This window comes from Bradyrhizobium sp. Ken51, from assembly GCF_055807435.1.
The window spans coordinates 138,924-154,742 of record NZ_JBVVPB010000008.1 but is presented as its reverse complement, the minus strand read 5'-3'; the positions used below and the strand labels follow the sequence as shown (position 1 = coordinate 154,742).

Here is a 15,819-nt window from a genome sequence, read left to right as displayed (position 1 = left end):
CCTGGCGGTCCGTTCCGGAAGGCGATGACCGAGGTCCACAAGAGCCCCCCGACGCATCTCCCGCCCGGGAAAAAAAGGAACCCGATGGAACCATTCCGGACAGTCGCGATTATGTTAATCGGGCTGAGCAAAGCAGGTTCCACTTCCGGGCGCCTCGACGTTGGCGCTTGATTTCGAATTTGGCTGACGCTCTATTTTGATAATCGCGTCTTGCCTGGGATTCGGCCGACGCCTGCGGGGGAATCAGTATGAGCGACCTCGATCCCGGATCTGCATCACGCTCCGGTCGTCGCGTTCCAAAGCCAAAGACCAACGGCATGTCGGAGCCGGATTCCCGGGCAGAATTGCTGCTCGCCCTGCAGGCCATGCGAAACGGCGATTTCTCCGTGCGCATGAGCGGCGACTATCTCGGCATCGACGGCAAGCTCGCCGACACTTTCAACGACATCATCGCCGCCAATCAGCGCATGGCGCAGCAGCTCGAGCTGGTCGGCCAAGTCGTGGGCCGCGAGGGCAAGACGCGCCAGCGCGTGAAGTTTGGGCTCGCCTCCGGCTCCTGGGCTGACATGGAAGGCTCGGTCAACACGCTGATCGACGATTTGCTGTGGCCGACCCGCGAGGTGACGCGCGCGGTCGCAGCCGTGGCGCAGGGCGACCTGCTCCAGACCGTCAAGCTCGACGTCGATGGCCGCCCCCTGCGCGGCGAATTCCTGCAGTCGGCGACCATCGTCAACACCATGATCAAGCAGCTCGGCGTGTTCACCTCCGAGGTGACGCGCGTGGCGCGCGAGGTCGGTACCGAAGGCAAGCTCGGCGGCCAGGCCCAGGTGCCGGAAGTGACCGGCGTCTGGAAGGATCTGACCGAGAGCGTCAACTCGATGGCGAACAACCTGACCAACCAGGTTCGCAACATCGCCGAGGTGACGATCGCGGTTGCGAACGGCGACCTCTCGAAGAAGATCACGGTCGACGTCCGCGGCGAGATCCTTCAGCTCAAGGAAGCCATCAACACGATGGTGGACCAGCTCCGCTCCTTTGCCTCGGAAGTGACGCGGGTGGCGCGCGAGGTCGGCACTGACGGCAAGCTTGGCGGCCAGGCCATCGTGCCCGGCGTCGCCGGCACCTGGAAAGATCTCACCGACAGCGTCAACGCGATGTGCGGCAACCTCACCGCGCAGGTGCGCAACATCGCCAACGTCACCACCGCCGTGGCGCGCGGCGACCTTTCGCGCAAGATCACGGTGGACGTGCGCGGCGAAATCCTGGAGCTGAAGGACACCATCAACACCATGGTGGACCAGCTCAACTCGTTCGCCTCGGAAGTGACGCGCGTCGCGCGCGAGGTCGGCACCGAAGGCAAGCTCGGCGGCCAGGCCCAGGTGCCGGGCGTCGCCGGTACCTGGAAGGACCTCACCGACAACGTCAACTTCATGGCCTCGAACCTCACCGCGCAGGTCCGCAACATCGCCGATGTCGCCACCGCCATCGCGAGCGGCGACCTCTCGAAAAAGATCACGGTGAACGTCTCGGGCGAAATCCTTCAATTGAAGGAAACGCTCAACACCATGGTCGACCAGCTCAACGCCTTCGCCGGCGAGGTCACGCGCGTCGCGCGCGAAGTCGGCACCGAGGGCCGGCTCGGCGGCCAGGCCAACGTGCTCGGCGTCGCCGGCACCTGGAAGGACCTGACCGAGAGCGTCAACTCGATGGCCTCGAACCTCACCGCGCAGGTCCGCAACATCGCCGAGGTGACGACCGCGGTCGCCGGCGGCGATTTGTCGAAGAAGATCACGGTCGACGTCCGCGGCGAAATCCTGGAGCTGAAAGACACCATCAACACCATGGTGGACCAGCTCAACGCCTTTGCCGGCGAGGTCACGCGCGTCGCACGCGAGGTCGGCACCGAAGGCAAGCTCGGCGGCCAGGCCCAGGTGCGCGGCGTGGCCGGCACCTGGAAGGATCTCACCGACAGCGTCAACTCGATGGCCTCGAACCTGACCGGCCAGGTCCGCAACATCGCCGAAGTCGCGACCGCGGTGGCCAAGGGCGATTTGTCGAAGAAGATCACCGTCAACGTATCAGGCGAAATCCTTCAGCTGAAGGAAACGCTCAACACCATGGTGGACCAGCTCAATGCCTTCGCCGGCGAAGTCACGCGCGTCGCGCGCGAAGTCGGCACCGAAGGCAAGCTCGGCGGCCAGGCCGAAGTCCCCGGCGTCGCCGGCACCTGGAAGGACCTCACCGACAGCGTCAACTCGATGGCGGGCAACCTCACCGCCCAGGTCCGCAACATCGCCGAAGTCGCGACCGCGATCGCCGGTGGCGACTTGTCACGCAAGATCACCGTGGACGTGCGCGGCGAGATCCTTCAGCTCAAGGACACGCTGAACACGATGGTCGACCAGCTCAACCGCTTCGCGGGCGAGGTGACGCGCGTCGCGCGCGAGGTCGGCACCGAAGGTCGGCTCGGCGGCCAAGCCAACGTGCCCGGCGTCGCCGGCACCTGGAAAGACCTCACCGACAGCGTCAACTCGATGGCGGGCAACCTCACCGCCCAAGTCCGCAACATCGCCGAAGTGACCACCGCCGTGGCGCGCGGCGACCTCTCGCGCAAGATCACCGTCGACGTCCGTGGCGAGATTTTGGAGCTGAAGAATACCATCAACACCATGGTGGACCAGCTCAACGGCTTTGCCGGTGAAGTCACCCGCGTCGCGCGCGAGGTCGGCACCGAAGGCAAGCTCGGCGGCCAGGCCGAGGTGCCCGGCGTTGCCGGCACCTGGAAGGACCTCACCGACAACGTCAATTTCATGGCCTCGAACCTCACCGCGCAGGTCCGCAACATCGCCGAGGTCGCGACCGCGATCGCCGGCGGCGACCTGTCGAAGAAGATCACGGTGGACGTGCGCGGTGAAATTCTGCTGCTCAAGGACACCTTGAACACCATGGTCGAGCAGCTCCGCTCCTTCGCCGCGGAAGTGACGCGCGTCGCGCGCGAGGTCGGCACCGAGGGGCGGCTCGGCGGCCAAGCCGTCGTGCCCGGCGTCGGCGGCACCTGGAAGGACCTCACCGACAACGTCAACCTGCTGGCCGCGAACCTCACCACCCAGGTCCGCAACATCGCCGAAGTCACCACCGCCGTCGCGCGCGGCGACCTGTCGCGCAAGATCACCGTCGACGTGAAGGGCGAAATCCTCGAGCTCAAGAATACCATCAACACCATGGTGGACCAGCTCAATGCGTTCGCCGGCGAAGTCACGCGCGTTGCCCGCGAGGTCGGCACCGAAGGCGAACTCGGCGGCCAGGCCCAGGTGCCCGGCGTCGCCGGCACCTGGAAGGATCTCACCGACACCGTCAACTTCATGGCGGCGAACCTGACCGAGCAGGTCCGCGGCATCGTCAAGGTGGTGACCGCGGTCGCCAACGGCGACCTCAAGCAGAACCTCACCGTGAAATCGAAGGGCGAGGTCGCGGCGCTCGCCGACACCATCAACAACATGACCGAGACGCTCGCGACCTTCGCCGACCAGGTGACGTCGGTGGCGCGCGAGGTCGGCGTCGAGGGCCGGCTCGGCGGTCAGGCCGACGTGCCCGGCGCCGCGGGCACCTGGAAGGATCTCACCGGCAACGTCAATTTGCTGGCAGCCAACCTCACCTCGCAGGTGCGCGCGATCGCGGAAGTGGCGACCGCCGTGACCAAGGGCGACCTGACGCGGTCGATCCAGGTCGACGCCCGCGGCGAGGTCGCCGAGCTGAAAGACAACATCAACACGATGATCACGAACCTCCGCCTCACGACGGACGTGAACACCGAGCAGGACTGGCTGAAGACCAATCTGGCGAAATTCACCAACATGCTTCAGGGCCAGCGCGACCTCACCACCGTCGGTCGCCTGCTGCTGACCGAATTGTCGCCGCTGGTGAACGCGCATACCGGCGTGATCTATCAGGTCGAGAACGAAGACAGTCCGCGGCTCCTGCTGCTTGCCTCCTATGCCGGCGACGGCGTCTATCCGTACCCGCGGGTGCTGCCATTCGGCGACGGCCTGATCGGCCAATGTGCGCTCGACCGGCGCCCGCGCGTGATTGCGGACATTCCGCCCGACGTGGTGCCGATCAATTCGGCATTGCTTCGCGTCGCGCCGAAGAACCTCGTGGTGCTGCCGGTGCTGTTCGAAGGCCAGGTCAAGGCGGTCATCGAGCTCGCCTCGCTCACCTCCTTCACGACCTCGCAGATGACCTTCCTGGAGCAGCTTACGGACTCGATCGGCATCGTGCTCAACTCGATCGAGGCGACGATGCAGACCGAGGGCCTGCTCAAGCAGTCGCAGCAGCTCGCCGGCGAACTCCAGACCCAGCAGCGCGAATTGCAGCAGACCAACGACCAGCTCGAGCAGAAGGCCCAGCAGCTCGCCGAGCGCAACGTCGAAGTCGAGCGCAAGAACCAGGAGATCGAGCAGGCCCGCCGCGCACTGGAGGAAAAGGCGACCGAGCTCGCGCTGACCTCGAAGTACAAGTCCGAATTCCTGGCCAATATGAGCCACGAGCTGCGCACGCCGCTGAACTCGATCCTGATCCTCGGCCAGCAGCTCACCGACAACCCGGACGGCAATCTTACCGGTAAGCAGGTCGAATTCGCCCGCACCATCCATGGCGCCGGCACCGACCTGCTCAATCTCATCAGCGACATTCTCGATCTCTCCAAGATCGAGTCCGGTACGGTGACGGTCGACGCCGAGGAAATCCTGACCGCGAACCTGCTCGATACGGTCGGGCGACCGTTCCGTCACGAGGCGGAGAACCGCAACCTTTCGTTCAAGATCGACGTCGATCCGAATCTCGCACGCAGCCTCGTCACCGACTCCAAGCGACTACAGCAGGTTTTGAAGAACCTGCTCTCCAACGCCTTCAAGTTCACCGCCGAAGGCGAGGTGCGCCTGAAGGTCGCCGCCGCGGTCGGCGGCTGGGGCACGGATCATCCCGTGCTCAACTCGGCGCCGGCCGTCATCGCATTCGAAGTGTCCGATACCGGCATCGGCATCCCCCTGGAGAAGCAGAAGCTGATCTTCGAGGCGTTCCAGCAAGCGGATGCCGGCACTAGCCGCAAATATGGCGGCACCGGCCTCGGCCTTGCGATCAGCCGCGAGCTCGCAAGCCTGCTCGGCGGCGAGATCCACCTGCGCAGCTTGCCGGGCAAAGGCTCGTGCTTCACGCTTTACCTGCCGCTGAAATATTCCGGCCCGACGCTCGCGCCCCGCGCGGCGCCCCAACAACAGAGCCAGCCGCCGGCGCTGCAGCCCGCGACAGCCGAACCGCAGCGCGTCATCGAGCAGCTCCCCGACGACCGGCTCAACCTCGAACCCGGCGACAGCATCCTCCTCATCGTCGAGGACGACCCGCACTACGCGCGCGTGCTGGTCGACCTCGCCCGCGACAAGGGATTCAAGGTGCTGGTCGCCGCCCGCGGCGCGGAGGCGCTGGAGCTTGCAAAGCAGTACCAGCCGAGGGCCGTCTCGCTCGACGTGTTCCTGCCTGATATGCTCGGCTGGACCGTGCTGAGCCAGCTCAAGCACAATCCGCTGACACGCCACATCCCCGTGCAGATCATCACGCTCGATGAGGACCGCCAGCATGCGCTGGCGCGCGGCGCCTTCTCCTTCGTCAACAAGCCGACGACGACCGAGGGCGTCTCGGCCGCGCTGACGCAGATCAAGGAATATGCGCGGCCGCGGCGCAAGCGGCTGCTGATCGTCGAGGACAACGAGGCCGAGCAACTCTCGATCCGTGAGCTCCTGCACCACGACGACATCGAGATCGTGACGACCGGCACCGGTGCCGACGCACTCTCGATGCTGCGTGAGAACCCCTGTGATTGCGTTGTGCTCGACCTGCGCCTGCCCGACATGACCGGCTTCGAGGTGCTGGACCAGATCCGCAACGACGACGCGCTGTCGAATGTCCCGGTCGTCGTCTTCACCGGCCGCGAGCTGTCGGCCGAGGAAGATGCGGAACTCCACACCATGGCGCGGAGCATTGTCGTCAAGGGCGTGGAATCGCCGGAGCGCCTGCTTGACGAGACCGCGCTGTTCCTGCATCGCGTGATCACGGAATTGCCGGTGGAGAAGCAGCGCATGCTCGAGAAGCTGAACAGTTCCGACGAGGACCTGATCGGCAAGACCGCCCTGCTCGTCGACGACGACGCCCGCAACATCTTCGCGCTGTCGAGCGTGCTGGAGCGGCGCGGCATGAAGGTGCTGACGGCCACGACCGGCAACGAGGCGGTGACCTTGGTCGAATCCAACCCGGAGATCGCCATCGTGCTGATGGACATTATGATGCCGCAGATGGATGGCTATCAGACCATCGGCGTCATTCGTGAAAATCCGACCTTCGCCCGTCTTCCGATCATCGCGTTGACAGCCAAGGCCATGAAGGGCGACCGCGAGAAATGCCTCGAGGCCGGCGCGTCCGACTACCTCGCCAAACCCGTCAACACCGATCAACTGCTGCTTGCAATCCGCATGTGGCTGCACCGCTGAGTTGGATGCCCGTATGGACCACGAAAAGGTCAACATCCTCCTCGTCGACGACCAGCCGGCCAAGCTGCTCGCCTATGAGGTGATCCTGAAGGATCTCGGCCAGAACCTCGTGATCGCCTCGTCGGGTCGCGAGGCTCTGGAGGTGCTGCTCAAGACCGAGATCGCGGTGATCCTGGTCGACGTCTGCATGCCCGAGCTCGACGGCTTCGAGCTCGCCGCGATGATCCGCGAGCACCCGCGCTTCCAGAAGACCGCGATGATCTTCATCTCGGCCATTCAAGTCAGCGACATCGACCGTCTGCGCGGCTACGAGATGGGCGCGGTCGACTACGTCCCGGTCCCGGTCGTGCCGGAGGTGCTGCGCGCCAAGGTCAAGGTGTTTGCAGAGCTCTATCGCAAGACGCGCGAACTCGAACGGCTGAACCAGGATCTCGAGGACCGCGTGCGTGCACGTACTGCCGAGCTGGAGAATTCCACCGCAAAGCTGCGCGAGAGCGAAGAGCGGCGCAGCATGGCGATCGCCGCCGGCAAGATGGGCTCCTGGGACTGGGACTGGATCACCGGCGACTGGATGTGGGACGAGGGACAATACCGCATCTTTGGTGTTGGCCCGGAGAGCTTCGAGGTGAATCCGCCCAACGTTCAGGCGCTGTTGCATCCGGATGACGTCGATCAGTTGCGCAAGGCGATCGCCGAATTCAACAAGGGCACACGCTCCTATGAAACGGAGTTCCGGATCGTGCGGCCCGACGGCGACGTGCGCTGGTGTGTCGGCACGGCCGCCGCCACGGTTGACGATAGCGGTCGGGTCATGCGCGTCAGCGGCGTGACGGTGGACATCACCGAACGCAAGCGCGCCGAGGAACGGCAGACTCTCCTGGCGCGGGAAGTCGATCATCGCGCCAAGAATGCGCTGGCGCTGGCGCAATCGATCGTGCGCCTCACCCGCGCCGACGAGGTCAAAGCCTATGTCAGCGCCGTCGAGGGACGCATCAATGCACTGGCGCGCGTGCATACGATCCTGTCGCTGTCGAGCTGGCAGGGTGCCGAACTCTCAAAGCTGATCGACGAGGAGCTAGCGCCCTATTCCCTCGGCGGCCAGATCAAATTGGCGGGGTCCGAAGTTCAGTTGCTGCCGGCAACGGCCCAGACGCTCGCGCTGGCGCTGCATGAGCTTTTCACCAACTCGGCGAAGTATGGCGCGCTCTCGACGCGGACGGGACGGCTCGCGATCGGCTGGCAGGTCGAGGAAGAGCTGCTCACGCTGACCTGGGAGGAATCCGGCGGCCCGCTCGTGATGACGCCGAAATCCCGCGGCTTTGGTACGCGGAGCCTGCTTGCGAGCGTCGAGTCCCAGCTCGGCGGGCAGGCGCGATTCGATTGGCGCGCCGAGGGTCTGTTGTGCCGGCTCGAGGTGCCGTTGGTCCGCAAGACTGCCGCGACAACCGGGCCCGGCAACTTTGAAGCCGCCAGCTCCGCCGAATTGCAGCGCGCATCCGGTTAAGCGGACGCCACACTCTTCCTGCGTTGCGTCGTTCGTGCTTCGCGCGCGACGCGTCCTTCGAGCCAGGCTTCCGTTTGGGCGAGATCGCGCAGCGCCTTGGCATAGCGGCGCGCCGCGCTTCGCTCCGCGCCGCGGGGCAGCTTGCGCGCTTTGCGGAGGATGTCCGCGGCTGCGTTGCGATAAGCCAGAGAGCGATAGAGAAAGACCACCTTACCCATATCGAATGTTCCCGTGTTGCGCGCTCATTCTTGCAGGCCCGGCATGAACGTCGGATGAAGCGGGCGATGACAATTCCTTCATGCGGGTGGAACCGGTGCGTGTCGCACGCGTTGGATGCGAGATCGGGATAGAGTTCCATGCGCACGAAAAAGTCGTCGGACCTGATCTCTCCCAGCGGGCTCGTCAAGCTGATGACGCACGCGATGATGGGCGCAGCCTTAGGGCTGGCTTTCAGTCTCTTGCTCGTGCTGTCTAATCCAGACGTCGCCAATTTGCTGAGCCACGGCGGAAGACAGGCCGTTGCCGTTTTCGCCTTCACATTGGTGACGACGTTCGCGATCGGCGCGACACTCACCGGCCTCGTATTCATCCTCACAGAAGACAAGCAATCTTGAAGTCTGGTGATTTGCCGGAACTCCTTTGTTCGGAACTCCTGCGACGAATAGCGGTTGGCTGCCTGCGTCAATTCAACTCAGGGAGTTCCCGCGCATGAAGAACACCAAGCTCGCTCTTGCCGTGATGTTGGCAACCGGCCTCGCCGCCGCACCGTTCGCCGTGCAGGCCAAGTCGCACAAGGCGAAACACGGATCCTCGATGTCATCGTCGCAGACCACCACGGGCGCCAACACCAAGTCCTCCAAGGGGGCTGACCCCTCCGGTCAGGGCGGCTCTGGCCCCGGCTCCGACCAGGGCGGCACCATGACGAACAACAAGAGCGGCATGAGCAACACCAAGTAGGTGTTGTTCGTCGAACTCATGGAGGCCCCGCTACCGCGGGGCCTTTTTGCTTTGGCGTTCGAACGAACTTTTCTCGGGCCGGTTCGTCAACATGCGGTATCGAGGAGCCCCGCATGTCGCGCTGCGCGCAGGCTTCAGCTACGATGGCTGCCCAGGATGTCAGGATGAACGCCGGCGGGATCGGATTTCACCAGATGATCGAGTCGCGCTCGCTTGCGCGCGATCAAGAGCTGGGCCGCGGCGTCGTCGAGCCCCTCGCGTTGCAGCTGCCGGATCGCAGAGCCCAGTTCGAGAATCTCGGCGCGCAGCTTGAGAATCCGGTACGCATCCGGGTCTTCCTCCACCGTGCGCTCCCAAAGCTCTCAGCGGCGCGCGATCACGCGCAGAGGACTACCTGACGTCTTCGCGGAACGAAGGCGCATCCTGTCGCGGACATTCGGCAAGACATCGCCGCCACCCGCAGCCTTCCATTCGCAGATCAGCAGATTGATTTTCCGGCGCAGATCCATCTGCGCCAGGGCCTTCTCTGTGCAGTCGTGCTCGCGGTCGACGAGTTCGCGGACGGACACCTCGATATCGGCCATTTCCAGCCTCAAGGCGCTGATTTTACGTCGAATTTCATTAATTCTGTTGTCCATGACTTGTTAGAACAAAATAAGAACATATAGTCAAGTCACGATTTCAGAAGGGAGAAGCGACATGCAGGTTCAAGGTAAATACGACGCCAAGACTTTCCTAACCGACAAGACTTCCCTCACCGCCAAGGCTTTCCTCACCGAGCAGATGACGCGGGCGCAGGGCCTCCGGCTGAAACGGCTGAGCGAAGAGGCGTATCAACCCGCGCAATATGCGCGGGATCTGTCCTCCAGCGAGGCAGCACGGCGCATTCAGGTGCTGGAAGCGGAGATCGAGTTGGCGGATTCGTTCTAGGTAGGTCGCGTATCCCCGTTGCATGCGCGCTTCGGAACTATGCCTGTCCCGGATGGTTTTCCCCGGCCAAGGGAGAACATGCATGGCACGCAAGGCAAAGAAGCGCCGCTACTCGCGCAGCTCCGGCAGCGATGTCGAAAGCGAGATGAAGCGCTACAAGAAGGGTACCGCGAAAAGCGGACCGGGCGGTCGAGGCGGACGCGTGAAGAGCCGCAAGCAGGCAATCGCGATCGGCCTGTCGAAAGCGCGCAAGAAGGGCAAGAAGGTCCCGAAGAAAGCCGCAAAGCGGAAGACGTCCAAGAAAACGTCAAAGAAAACGTCGAAGAAATCGTCCAAGAAGACAACTCGGAAAACATCCAAGAAGACTTCAAAGAAGAGTTCGAAGAAAACGTCGAAGCGCAAATCCTCCAAACGGTCGCGCTGACCTCCGTCAGATCATGCTGCCCGGCATGAAGCAGCGGATCGAAACGCCGAACGCGGTCTTCACCGGCCACACCATGGTGCGGCCGGCTCGGTTCGGCTCAGTGATCACGGCTTCGTCCGGCACCTCGACCCATTCGCCGTCGAGCCGTACGCGATAATGTCCATTGTGCGAGTCCCAGTCGGGATCGGCGACGGCAAACCCATCCGCATCCGAGCAGCACGGACCGAGATGGCTGCGCAGGCCGTCGAACCACGGCTTGAGAGGTGAGTCCGCGTAGCGGCCGTCGTCGCGCCCGAGAGCGTTTCCACCCCATAGCACGAGGGGCGCCACGAGCAGCGCAGTCCTCAGCGAGAGCTTCAATCGATCCATGTCGGCACCGATCAAATACGAATTGCCGGCCGGCTCAGCGGCGGCAAGTTCGAAGTTCCACGCTTGCAATCGTCCCGGCGGCTTCATTGCCGTCGAGTCCACAACATCCGCAACTGTGACGAGCGAACACGGCTTTTTCGGACGAACCGGGTCATCCTCCCTGCCGTTAACGAGAATGTTATCGGCGGGCATCCGGAATCCTGAAGGCGAACAGGAAGGGCGGCCCGTGGGCCGCCTTTTTGGATCTGCGCCGATCGACGTTCGCCCTATGCGAGCGGCACCGCCACGAACCGGGTCGCCTGTGCGCTTCTGACCTGCAGCAGCACGCTGCGCTTGCCGGACGATTTCGCCTGCGCCAGCTCCGAACGGACATCGCCGATATTGGCGACGGCCTTGCCGCCCACGTTGAGGATGACGTCGCCGGTCTGGATGCCGCGTTGCGCGGCCGGCCCTTGCGGATCGACTTCAGTGACGACGACGCCCTTCTGGCCGGCGCCCTGCACGTCGCTGGCCGGAGCCAGGCTGAGCCCGAGACGCGGCGGCATGCCGGCATCTGGCTGCGACTTGCCCTCGTCGGCTCTCACCTGCCGCTCATTCGGCAACTCGCCGAGCGCCAGTGTCACCGTCTTGCTGTCGCCCTTGTGGACGACATCGAGCTTCACGGACGTGCCCGGCGCCAGGGTGGCGATAGTGCGGGCGAGATCGCGGGAATCCTTGATCGCGGTGCCGTTGACGGCGATGATGACGTCGCCCGCCTCGATGCCCGCTTTCGCCGCCGGGCTGCCGTCCTGCGGATTGTCGACGATCGCGCCACGCGCTTCCTTGAGGCCGAGGCTGTCGGCGATATCCGACGTCACCGGCTGCACCTGCACGCCGAGCCAGCCGCGTGTGACCGCACCCTTGTCCTTCAGCTGTGCGATGACGAGCTTTGCAGTCGAGGCCGGAACGTCGAAGCCGATGCCGACCGAGCCGCCGGAGGGCGAGAAGATGGCGGTGTTCACGCCGATCACGTTGCCGTTCATGTCGAAGGCCGGACCGCCGGAATTGCCCTTGTTGATCGGCGCGTCGATCTGGATGAAGTCGTCATAGGGACCGTTGCCGATATCGCGGCCGCTGGCCGAGACGATGCCGGCGGTCACGGTGCCGCCGAGCCCGAAGGGATTGCCGACCGCGACCACCCAGTCGCCGATGCGCGGTTTCTGGTCAGAGAATTTGACGAACGGAAAATCCTTCTTGCCCTCGACCTTGATCAGCGCGAGATCCGTTTTCGGATCGGTACCGACCACTTTCGCGCTGTAGATCGTGCCGTCGTCCATCGTCACTTGCACCGACTCGGCGTGATCGACGACGTGATTGTTGGTCACGGCATAGCCGTCGGCGGAGATGAAGAAGCCGGAGCCCTCACCCGTGATCATCTGGCGGCGCTGGCGCGGCATGCCGTCCATGCCGCCCGGGCCACGGAAGCCGAATTGCCGCGAGAACTGGTCGAACGGCGATGCTTCGTCGGAATCCATCCGGTTCTGTTGCAGCATCGCGCTCTTGTCGTTGTCCTGGTCGATCCTGACCCGCACCGAGATGACGGCGGGTTTGACCTTGCTGACGAGGTCGCCGAAGCCCGGCGGTGTCGCGGCGCTCTCTGCGGCTTGGGCGGGCGCGATGAACGAGGTCGCGCTGAACGGCGAAGAGCCGGGGGCAGTCGCCAGCACGGCCAGGCCAAGCGCGGCCACGGTGCCGAGCAGCGCGAGCCGGCGCGGTCTCAGGATCTTGCGGGACGCGGTGGTGTCGGAATTGACGCGATCGTTCATGTCGATATGTCCATGTCGGGTAAGTCGCCTTGCACCCAACATGGCGGTCGCCACCTTACAGCGTCCCGTCCATACGATTAAATCTTGTAAATCTTGGCAAAGTGGCCGGGGCCGTCGACAAAAGTCGAGGCTGCACATTTGATGCAGCTCAACGCGAGCCCTGCGCACCGTGAAAGACTGCGGCCACCGGATGATGTCCATCGGAGGCACGTCATGTACAAAGATATTCTCGTCCACATCCCCACTGAGCGCCCGATGCGACCGGTGATCGATGGCTCGATCTCGCTCGCAGCGGGCCTCAACGCCCACCTCGACGCAGTCGCGGTTGGTTATGTGGCAACCAGTGCGGCCTACGTGATGGAGGGCGGCGCTGCCGTGGCGGCGGTGTTCGAGATGGAGCGCGAAAGCGCAGTGGAGCGCGCCGAGGCGGCGCTCGCGGTGTTCAAGATCGAAGCGATGAACGCCGGCATTTCCTACACATGCCACTCGCTCGGGGCGATGCCGGGGGATGCGGTCGGCTTGCTTGGCGAGATGGCGCGGCTGCACGATCTCAGCATCGTGCTTCAGCCGGACCCGGCGCAAGGCTCACTCGACAACGATGTGCCTCGCGAGATCCTGTTTCAGGCGGGCGGGCCGGTGCTTTTCCTGCCCTACACTTTCCATGGAGCGTTCAAGGCGAAACGGATCGGCATCTGCTGGGATGGCAGCCGCCTCGCCGCGCGCGCCATGCGCGACGCCGCACCATTCCTGGCTCGCGCCGAGGAGATCGTGATCATTGCGATCAACGAAACAGACACGATTCCCGACGAGGTCTCGACGCGCAATCTGGCAAGGCATCTCGGTCGGCGTGGACTATCGACCCGCACGGTCAACCTGTGGGCCGCGCGCTCTCACATTCAGCCGACCATGCTGTCGCTGGCAGCCGATGAGAGCCTCGATCTTCTGGTCATGGGCGGTTACGGCCATTCGCGATTGCAGGAGCGGTTCCTCGGCGGCGTCACCCGCGCCATGCTGGAAGCCATGACCGTCCCGACGCTGATGTCGCATTAATCGAGGGCTGACCCAGGTCGGGCCGGCCACAAGCCCTGTCGTTCGGGCTGACAACCCCGTCCTTGAGCGGTGCCGGATCGGCAAGTTCAGGTCATATTCGAACAATTTGCACCGTCACGCCGCGGCGGGCCTCTCCCACGCCGTGGCCTCGACGCCGTCGTTGTCGTGTGGCGCATTGCACGCGTCGAAATGCGCCTTGAGTTCGACTTCGGCGAGATATTCGAAATGTTCGGCCTGGCCGAGCAGTTCCCAGCTCTGGAGCGGCCGATAGGCGGCCTGCTGACGACAGAGGGACGCCAGCGCACGGTAGCGACGTACGTTATCCATGAGACCCTCCCTCGCATTCACAGAGAGCTTATTGCCCTTATTTGCGTCAGGGCGATGGCGGCTATGCAAAAGATTTGCTGCGCCCGCCACGCGCCTCGACTCGCCTGTTTTTAGGCAAACGCGCATTCAGGGGAAAGTTCCAATCAGCGCGGACTCAACGCTTGGGAACCTTACTGCGGACCAAATGGCCAGGCGTTGTGGGTCATCGGATGAGCGCGGGCTCACCGGCTCGGAGCGTCCGCGCCGAACTATGTTGCAGGTTTCGAACCCTGCCGGCCTCCGCAGCAGCGCGGATGGCCGCGATGTTGCCGGCATAGTCCGCGCTGCCCCTGCCGCGAAACACGGCGGACCCCGCCACAAGCGTATCGGCGCCCGCAGCGGCCACGGCAGCGGCATTGTCGCGGGTGATGCCGCCGTCAACCTCGAGCCGGATCGGCCGGTCGCCGATCATGCTTCGGATGCGCCCGATCTTCTCGAGTTGGGACTCGAGGAAGGACTGGCCGCCAAAACCCGGATTGACCGTCATCACCAGGACGAGGTCGAGACGATCGAGCACATACTCGATCGCGCTTTCGGGAGTAGCGGGACACAGGCTGACGCCGGCTTTCTTGCCGAGCGCGCGGATGGCCTGGAGCGAGCGATCGAGGTGCGGACCGGCTTCGGCATGAACCGTGATCACATCCGCGCCGGCCTTCGCGAACGCCTCCAGATAGGGATCGGCCGGCGCGATCATGAGATGCACGTCGAACATCTTATTCGTCAGGGGCCGGATCGCCTTGATGACGTCCGCGCCGTAACTGATGTTCGGGACGAAATGCCCATCCATGACGTCGCAATGAATCCAGTCGGCGCCCGCAGCGTCGATCGCTACGATCTCCTCGCCGAGGCGCGCGAAATCCGCGGCCAGGATCGACGGCGCGATGAGGATTTCTCTCGTCATGGCTTCGCACTCCTCTGCGCGTCCGCACCGCCGCTGAACACGCGGCTCGCCAGGACGTCCATGGGATCGATCGTTTCGAGGTCGGCGATCTCGAGCATGCGATCGAGATCGGACACCAGGCGATCGGCCTGCCGCAGGCGGATGCGGTCGACGGCGTTGCGGATCGAGCGCGCATTGGAGAAGAACGGCTGGGTCCGGCGCAGCGCGATGTATTTCTCGAACGCCTCACGCGCCGCCGCCGAGAGGCGATAACCCCGTTCCTTCAGCATCAGCTCGGCGATGACGAGCAGCTCGGCTTCCGCATAGTCCGGAAAGTCGATGTGGTGGGCGATCCGCGAACGGAAGCCGGGATTGGAGGCGAAGAAGTTCGTCATCCGCTCGCCATAGCCGGCAAGGATCACGACGAGGTCCTCGCGCTGGTTTTCCATCACCTGAAGCAGAATCTCGATCGCCTCCTGGCCATAGTCGCGCTCGTTGTCCGGACGGTGCAGATAATAGGCCTCGTCGATGAACAGCACGCCGCCCATGGCCTTCTTCAGTATCTCCTTGGTCTTCGGCGCGGTGTGGCCGATATACTGGCCGACCAAATCGTCGCGCGTCACCGAGATCACCTGCCCACGCCGCACGAAGCCGAGGCCGTGCAGGATCTTTGCCATGCGCAGCGCGACGGTCGTCTTGCCGGTGCCGGGATTTCCGGTAAACGACATATGCAGCGTCGGCGGCGAGGAAGCCAATCCCGCACGCTGCCGGATACGTTCGATCAGCAGGAGCGACGTGATCTGGCGCACGCGGTTCTTCACCGGCTTCAATCCGATCAGCTCCAGCTCGAGCTGCTGCAGCGTGCCGGTAATTCCAGCCGCTTCGGCCTCCTTGCGGAGATCGAAACTGGTCTCGCCGGGTTCAGTGGTCAAGGGGTGGGGGACATCCAGCATCGGCACCTCGAAGAAAAGGGCTTCGCCGCGGGGGAGCGGCGA

15 protein-coding genes are annotated in these 15,819 nt (G+C 64.0%); 7 read left to right on the top strand and 8 right to left on the bottom strand.

Annotated elements, in window-relative coordinates; translation table 11 throughout:
* The first annotated feature begins 248 nt into the window (after positions 1–248).
* Together AC0L27_RS16120 and AC0L27_RS16115 are read left to right on the top strand one after the other, a co-directional pair.
* Positions 249–6,539, top strand: coding sequence for a HAMP domain-containing protein (locus tag AC0L27_RS16120; RefSeq protein WP_354209038.1), 6,291 nt, complete (start codon positions 249–251; stop codon positions 6,537–6,539).
* 13 nt (positions 6,540–6,552) lie between these two features.
* A complete protein-coding gene (locus AC0L27_RS16115) occupies positions 6,553–8,043 on the top strand; it encodes an HWE histidine kinase domain-containing protein (protein ID WP_354209039.1) in 1,491 nt (496 codons plus the stop codon).
* Here AC0L27_RS16115 and AC0L27_RS16110 read toward each other — a convergent pair.
* Complete coding sequence (locus tag AC0L27_RS16110) at positions 8,040–8,261, bottom strand: hypothetical protein (RefSeq protein WP_354209040.1); 222 nt, start codon at positions 8,259–8,261, stop codon at positions 8,040–8,042. The two genes, AC0L27_RS16115 and AC0L27_RS16110, sit on opposite strands and share 4 nt — an antisense overlap.
* A gap of 138 nt (positions 8,262–8,399) precedes the next feature.
* Here AC0L27_RS16110 and AC0L27_RS16105 point away from each other — a divergent pair, with 138 nt between their 5' ends.
* Together AC0L27_RS16105 and AC0L27_RS16100 are read left to right on the top strand one after the other, a co-directional pair.
* Complete coding sequence (locus AC0L27_RS16105) at positions 8,400–8,657, top strand: hypothetical protein (protein WP_354057089.1); 258 nt, start codon at positions 8,400–8,402, stop codon at positions 8,655–8,657.
* A gap of 94 nt (positions 8,658–8,751) precedes the next feature.
* Entirely contained in the window at positions 8,752–9,000 is a 249-nt protein-coding gene (locus AC0L27_RS16100) for a hypothetical protein (RefSeq protein WP_354209041.1), read from the top strand.
* A gap of 134 nt (positions 9,001–9,134) precedes the next feature.
* On the opposite strand, the gene AC0L27_RS16095 is transcribed toward AC0L27_RS16100, so the two are convergent.
* Both AC0L27_RS16095 and AC0L27_RS16090 read right to left on the bottom strand, forming a co-directional pair.
* The gene (locus tag AC0L27_RS16095) at positions 9,135–9,344 is read right to left on the bottom strand and encodes a hypothetical protein (RefSeq protein ID WP_039799669.1); all 210 of its coding nucleotides are present in this window, start codon (positions 9,342–9,344) and stop codon (positions 9,135–9,137) included.
* 18 nt (positions 9,345–9,362) lie between these two features.
* Positions 9,363–9,584, bottom strand: a complete 222-nt coding sequence (locus tag AC0L27_RS16090; RefSeq protein WP_275171691.1) for a hypothetical protein — start codon at positions 9,582–9,584, stop codon at positions 9,363–9,365.
* 115 nt (positions 9,585–9,699) lie between these two features.
* Here AC0L27_RS16090 and AC0L27_RS16085 point away from each other — a divergent pair, with 115 nt between their 5' ends.
* Positions 9,700–9,930: a DUF3072 domain-containing protein gene (locus tag AC0L27_RS16085; protein ID WP_275171690.1), complete on the top strand. Its 231-nt coding sequence runs from the start codon at positions 9,700–9,702 to the stop codon at positions 9,928–9,930.
* A gap of 82 nt (positions 9,931–10,012) precedes the next feature.
* On the top strand, positions 10,013–10,354 hold the full coding sequence (locus AC0L27_RS16080; protein WP_354209042.1) for a DUF6496 domain-containing protein: 342 nt from the start codon (positions 10,013–10,015) through the stop codon (positions 10,352–10,354).
* 6 nt (positions 10,355–10,360) lie between these two features.
* On the opposite strand, the gene AC0L27_RS16075 is transcribed toward AC0L27_RS16080, so the two are convergent.
* Both AC0L27_RS16075 and AC0L27_RS16070 read right to left on the bottom strand, forming a co-directional pair.
* Entirely contained in the window at positions 10,361–10,723 is a 363-nt protein-coding gene (locus AC0L27_RS16075) for a hypothetical protein (RefSeq protein ID WP_473303181.1), read from the bottom strand.
* 266 nt (positions 10,724–10,989) lie between these two features.
* Positions 10,990–12,528, bottom strand: coding sequence for a Do family serine endopeptidase (locus AC0L27_RS16070; RefSeq protein WP_354209043.1), 1,539 nt, complete (start codon positions 12,526–12,528; stop codon positions 10,990–10,992).
* Positions 12,529–12,741: 213 nt separating this feature from the next.
* On the opposite strand from AC0L27_RS16070, the gene AC0L27_RS16065 reads away from it, so the two are divergent.
* Positions 12,742–13,578 (top strand): universal stress protein, encoded by an 837-nt coding sequence (locus AC0L27_RS16065; protein WP_354209044.1) that lies wholly within the window; start codon positions 12,742–12,744, stop codon positions 13,576–13,578.
* 114 nt (positions 13,579–13,692) lie between these two features.
* On the opposite strand, the gene AC0L27_RS16060 is transcribed toward AC0L27_RS16065, so the two are convergent.
* The 3 genes from AC0L27_RS16060 to cbbX all read right to left on the bottom strand — a co-directional run bounded on the left by AC0L27_RS16060 (position 13,693) and on the right by cbbX (position 15,777).
* Positions 13,693–13,905 carry a hypothetical protein gene (locus AC0L27_RS16060; protein WP_354057101.1) on the bottom strand — a complete coding sequence of 71 codons (213 nt, stop codon included), beginning with the start codon at positions 13,903–13,905 and terminating at the stop codon, positions 13,693–13,695.
* Between the two features lie 202 nt (positions 13,906–14,107).
* Entirely contained in the window at positions 14,108–14,845 is a 738-nt protein-coding gene (rpe, locus tag AC0L27_RS16055; protein ID WP_354209045.1) for a ribulose-phosphate 3-epimerase, read from the bottom strand.
* Positions 14,842–15,777, bottom strand: coding sequence for a CbbX protein (gene cbbX, locus AC0L27_RS16050; RefSeq protein WP_354209046.1), 936 nt, complete (start codon positions 15,775–15,777; stop codon positions 14,842–14,844). Before cbbX ends, rpe begins: the two co-directional genes overlap by 4 nt.
* Positions 15,778–15,819: the final 42 nt, after the last annotated feature.

Coding starts and splice junctions, on each gene's coding strand:
- AC0L27_RS16120 (WP_354209038.1), top strand. CDS start 249: ATGAGCGACCTCGATCCCGGATCTGCATCACGCTCCGGTCGTCGCGTT.
- AC0L27_RS16115 (WP_354209039.1), top strand. CDS start 6,553: ATGGACCACGAAAAGGTCAACATCCTCCTCGTCGACGACCAGCCGGCC.
- AC0L27_RS16110 (WP_354209040.1), bottom strand. CDS start 8,261: ATGGGTAAGGTGGTCTTTCTCTATCGCTCTCTGGCTTATCGCAACGCA.
- AC0L27_RS16105 (WP_354057089.1), top strand. CDS start 8,400: ATGCGCACGAAAAAGTCGTCGGACCTGATCTCTCCCAGCGGGCTCGTC.
- AC0L27_RS16100 (WP_354209041.1), top strand. CDS start 8,752: ATGAAGAACACCAAGCTCGCTCTTGCCGTGATGTTGGCAACCGGCCTC.
- AC0L27_RS16090 (WP_275171691.1), bottom strand. CDS start 9,584: ATGGCCGATATCGAGGTGTCCGTCCGCGAACTCGTCGACCGCGAGCAC.
- AC0L27_RS16085 (WP_275171690.1), top strand. CDS start 9,700: ATGCAGGTTCAAGGTAAATACGACGCCAAGACTTTCCTAACCGACAAG.
- AC0L27_RS16080 (WP_354209042.1), top strand. CDS start 10,013: ATGGCACGCAAGGCAAAGAAGCGCCGCTACTCGCGCAGCTCCGGCAGC.
- AC0L27_RS16075 (WP_473303181.1), bottom strand. CDS start 10,723: ATGGATCGATTGAAGCTCTCGCTGAGGACTGCGCTGCTCGTGGCGCCC.
- AC0L27_RS16070 (WP_354209043.1), bottom strand. CDS start 12,528: ATGAACGATCGCGTCAATTCCGACACCACCGCGTCCCGCAAGATCCTG.
- AC0L27_RS16065 (WP_354209044.1), top strand. CDS start 12,742: ATGTACAAAGATATTCTCGTCCACATCCCCACTGAGCGCCCGATGCGA.
- AC0L27_RS16060 (WP_354057101.1), bottom strand. CDS start 13,905: ATGGATAACGTACGTCGCTACCGTGCGCTGGCGTCCCTCTGTCGTCAG.
- rpe (WP_354209045.1), bottom strand. CDS start 14,845: ATGACGAGAGAAATCCTCATCGCGCCGTCGATCCTGGCCGCGGATTTC.
- cbbX (WP_354209046.1), bottom strand. CDS start 15,777: ATGCTGGATGTCCCCCACCCCTTGACCACTGAACCCGGCGAGACCAGT.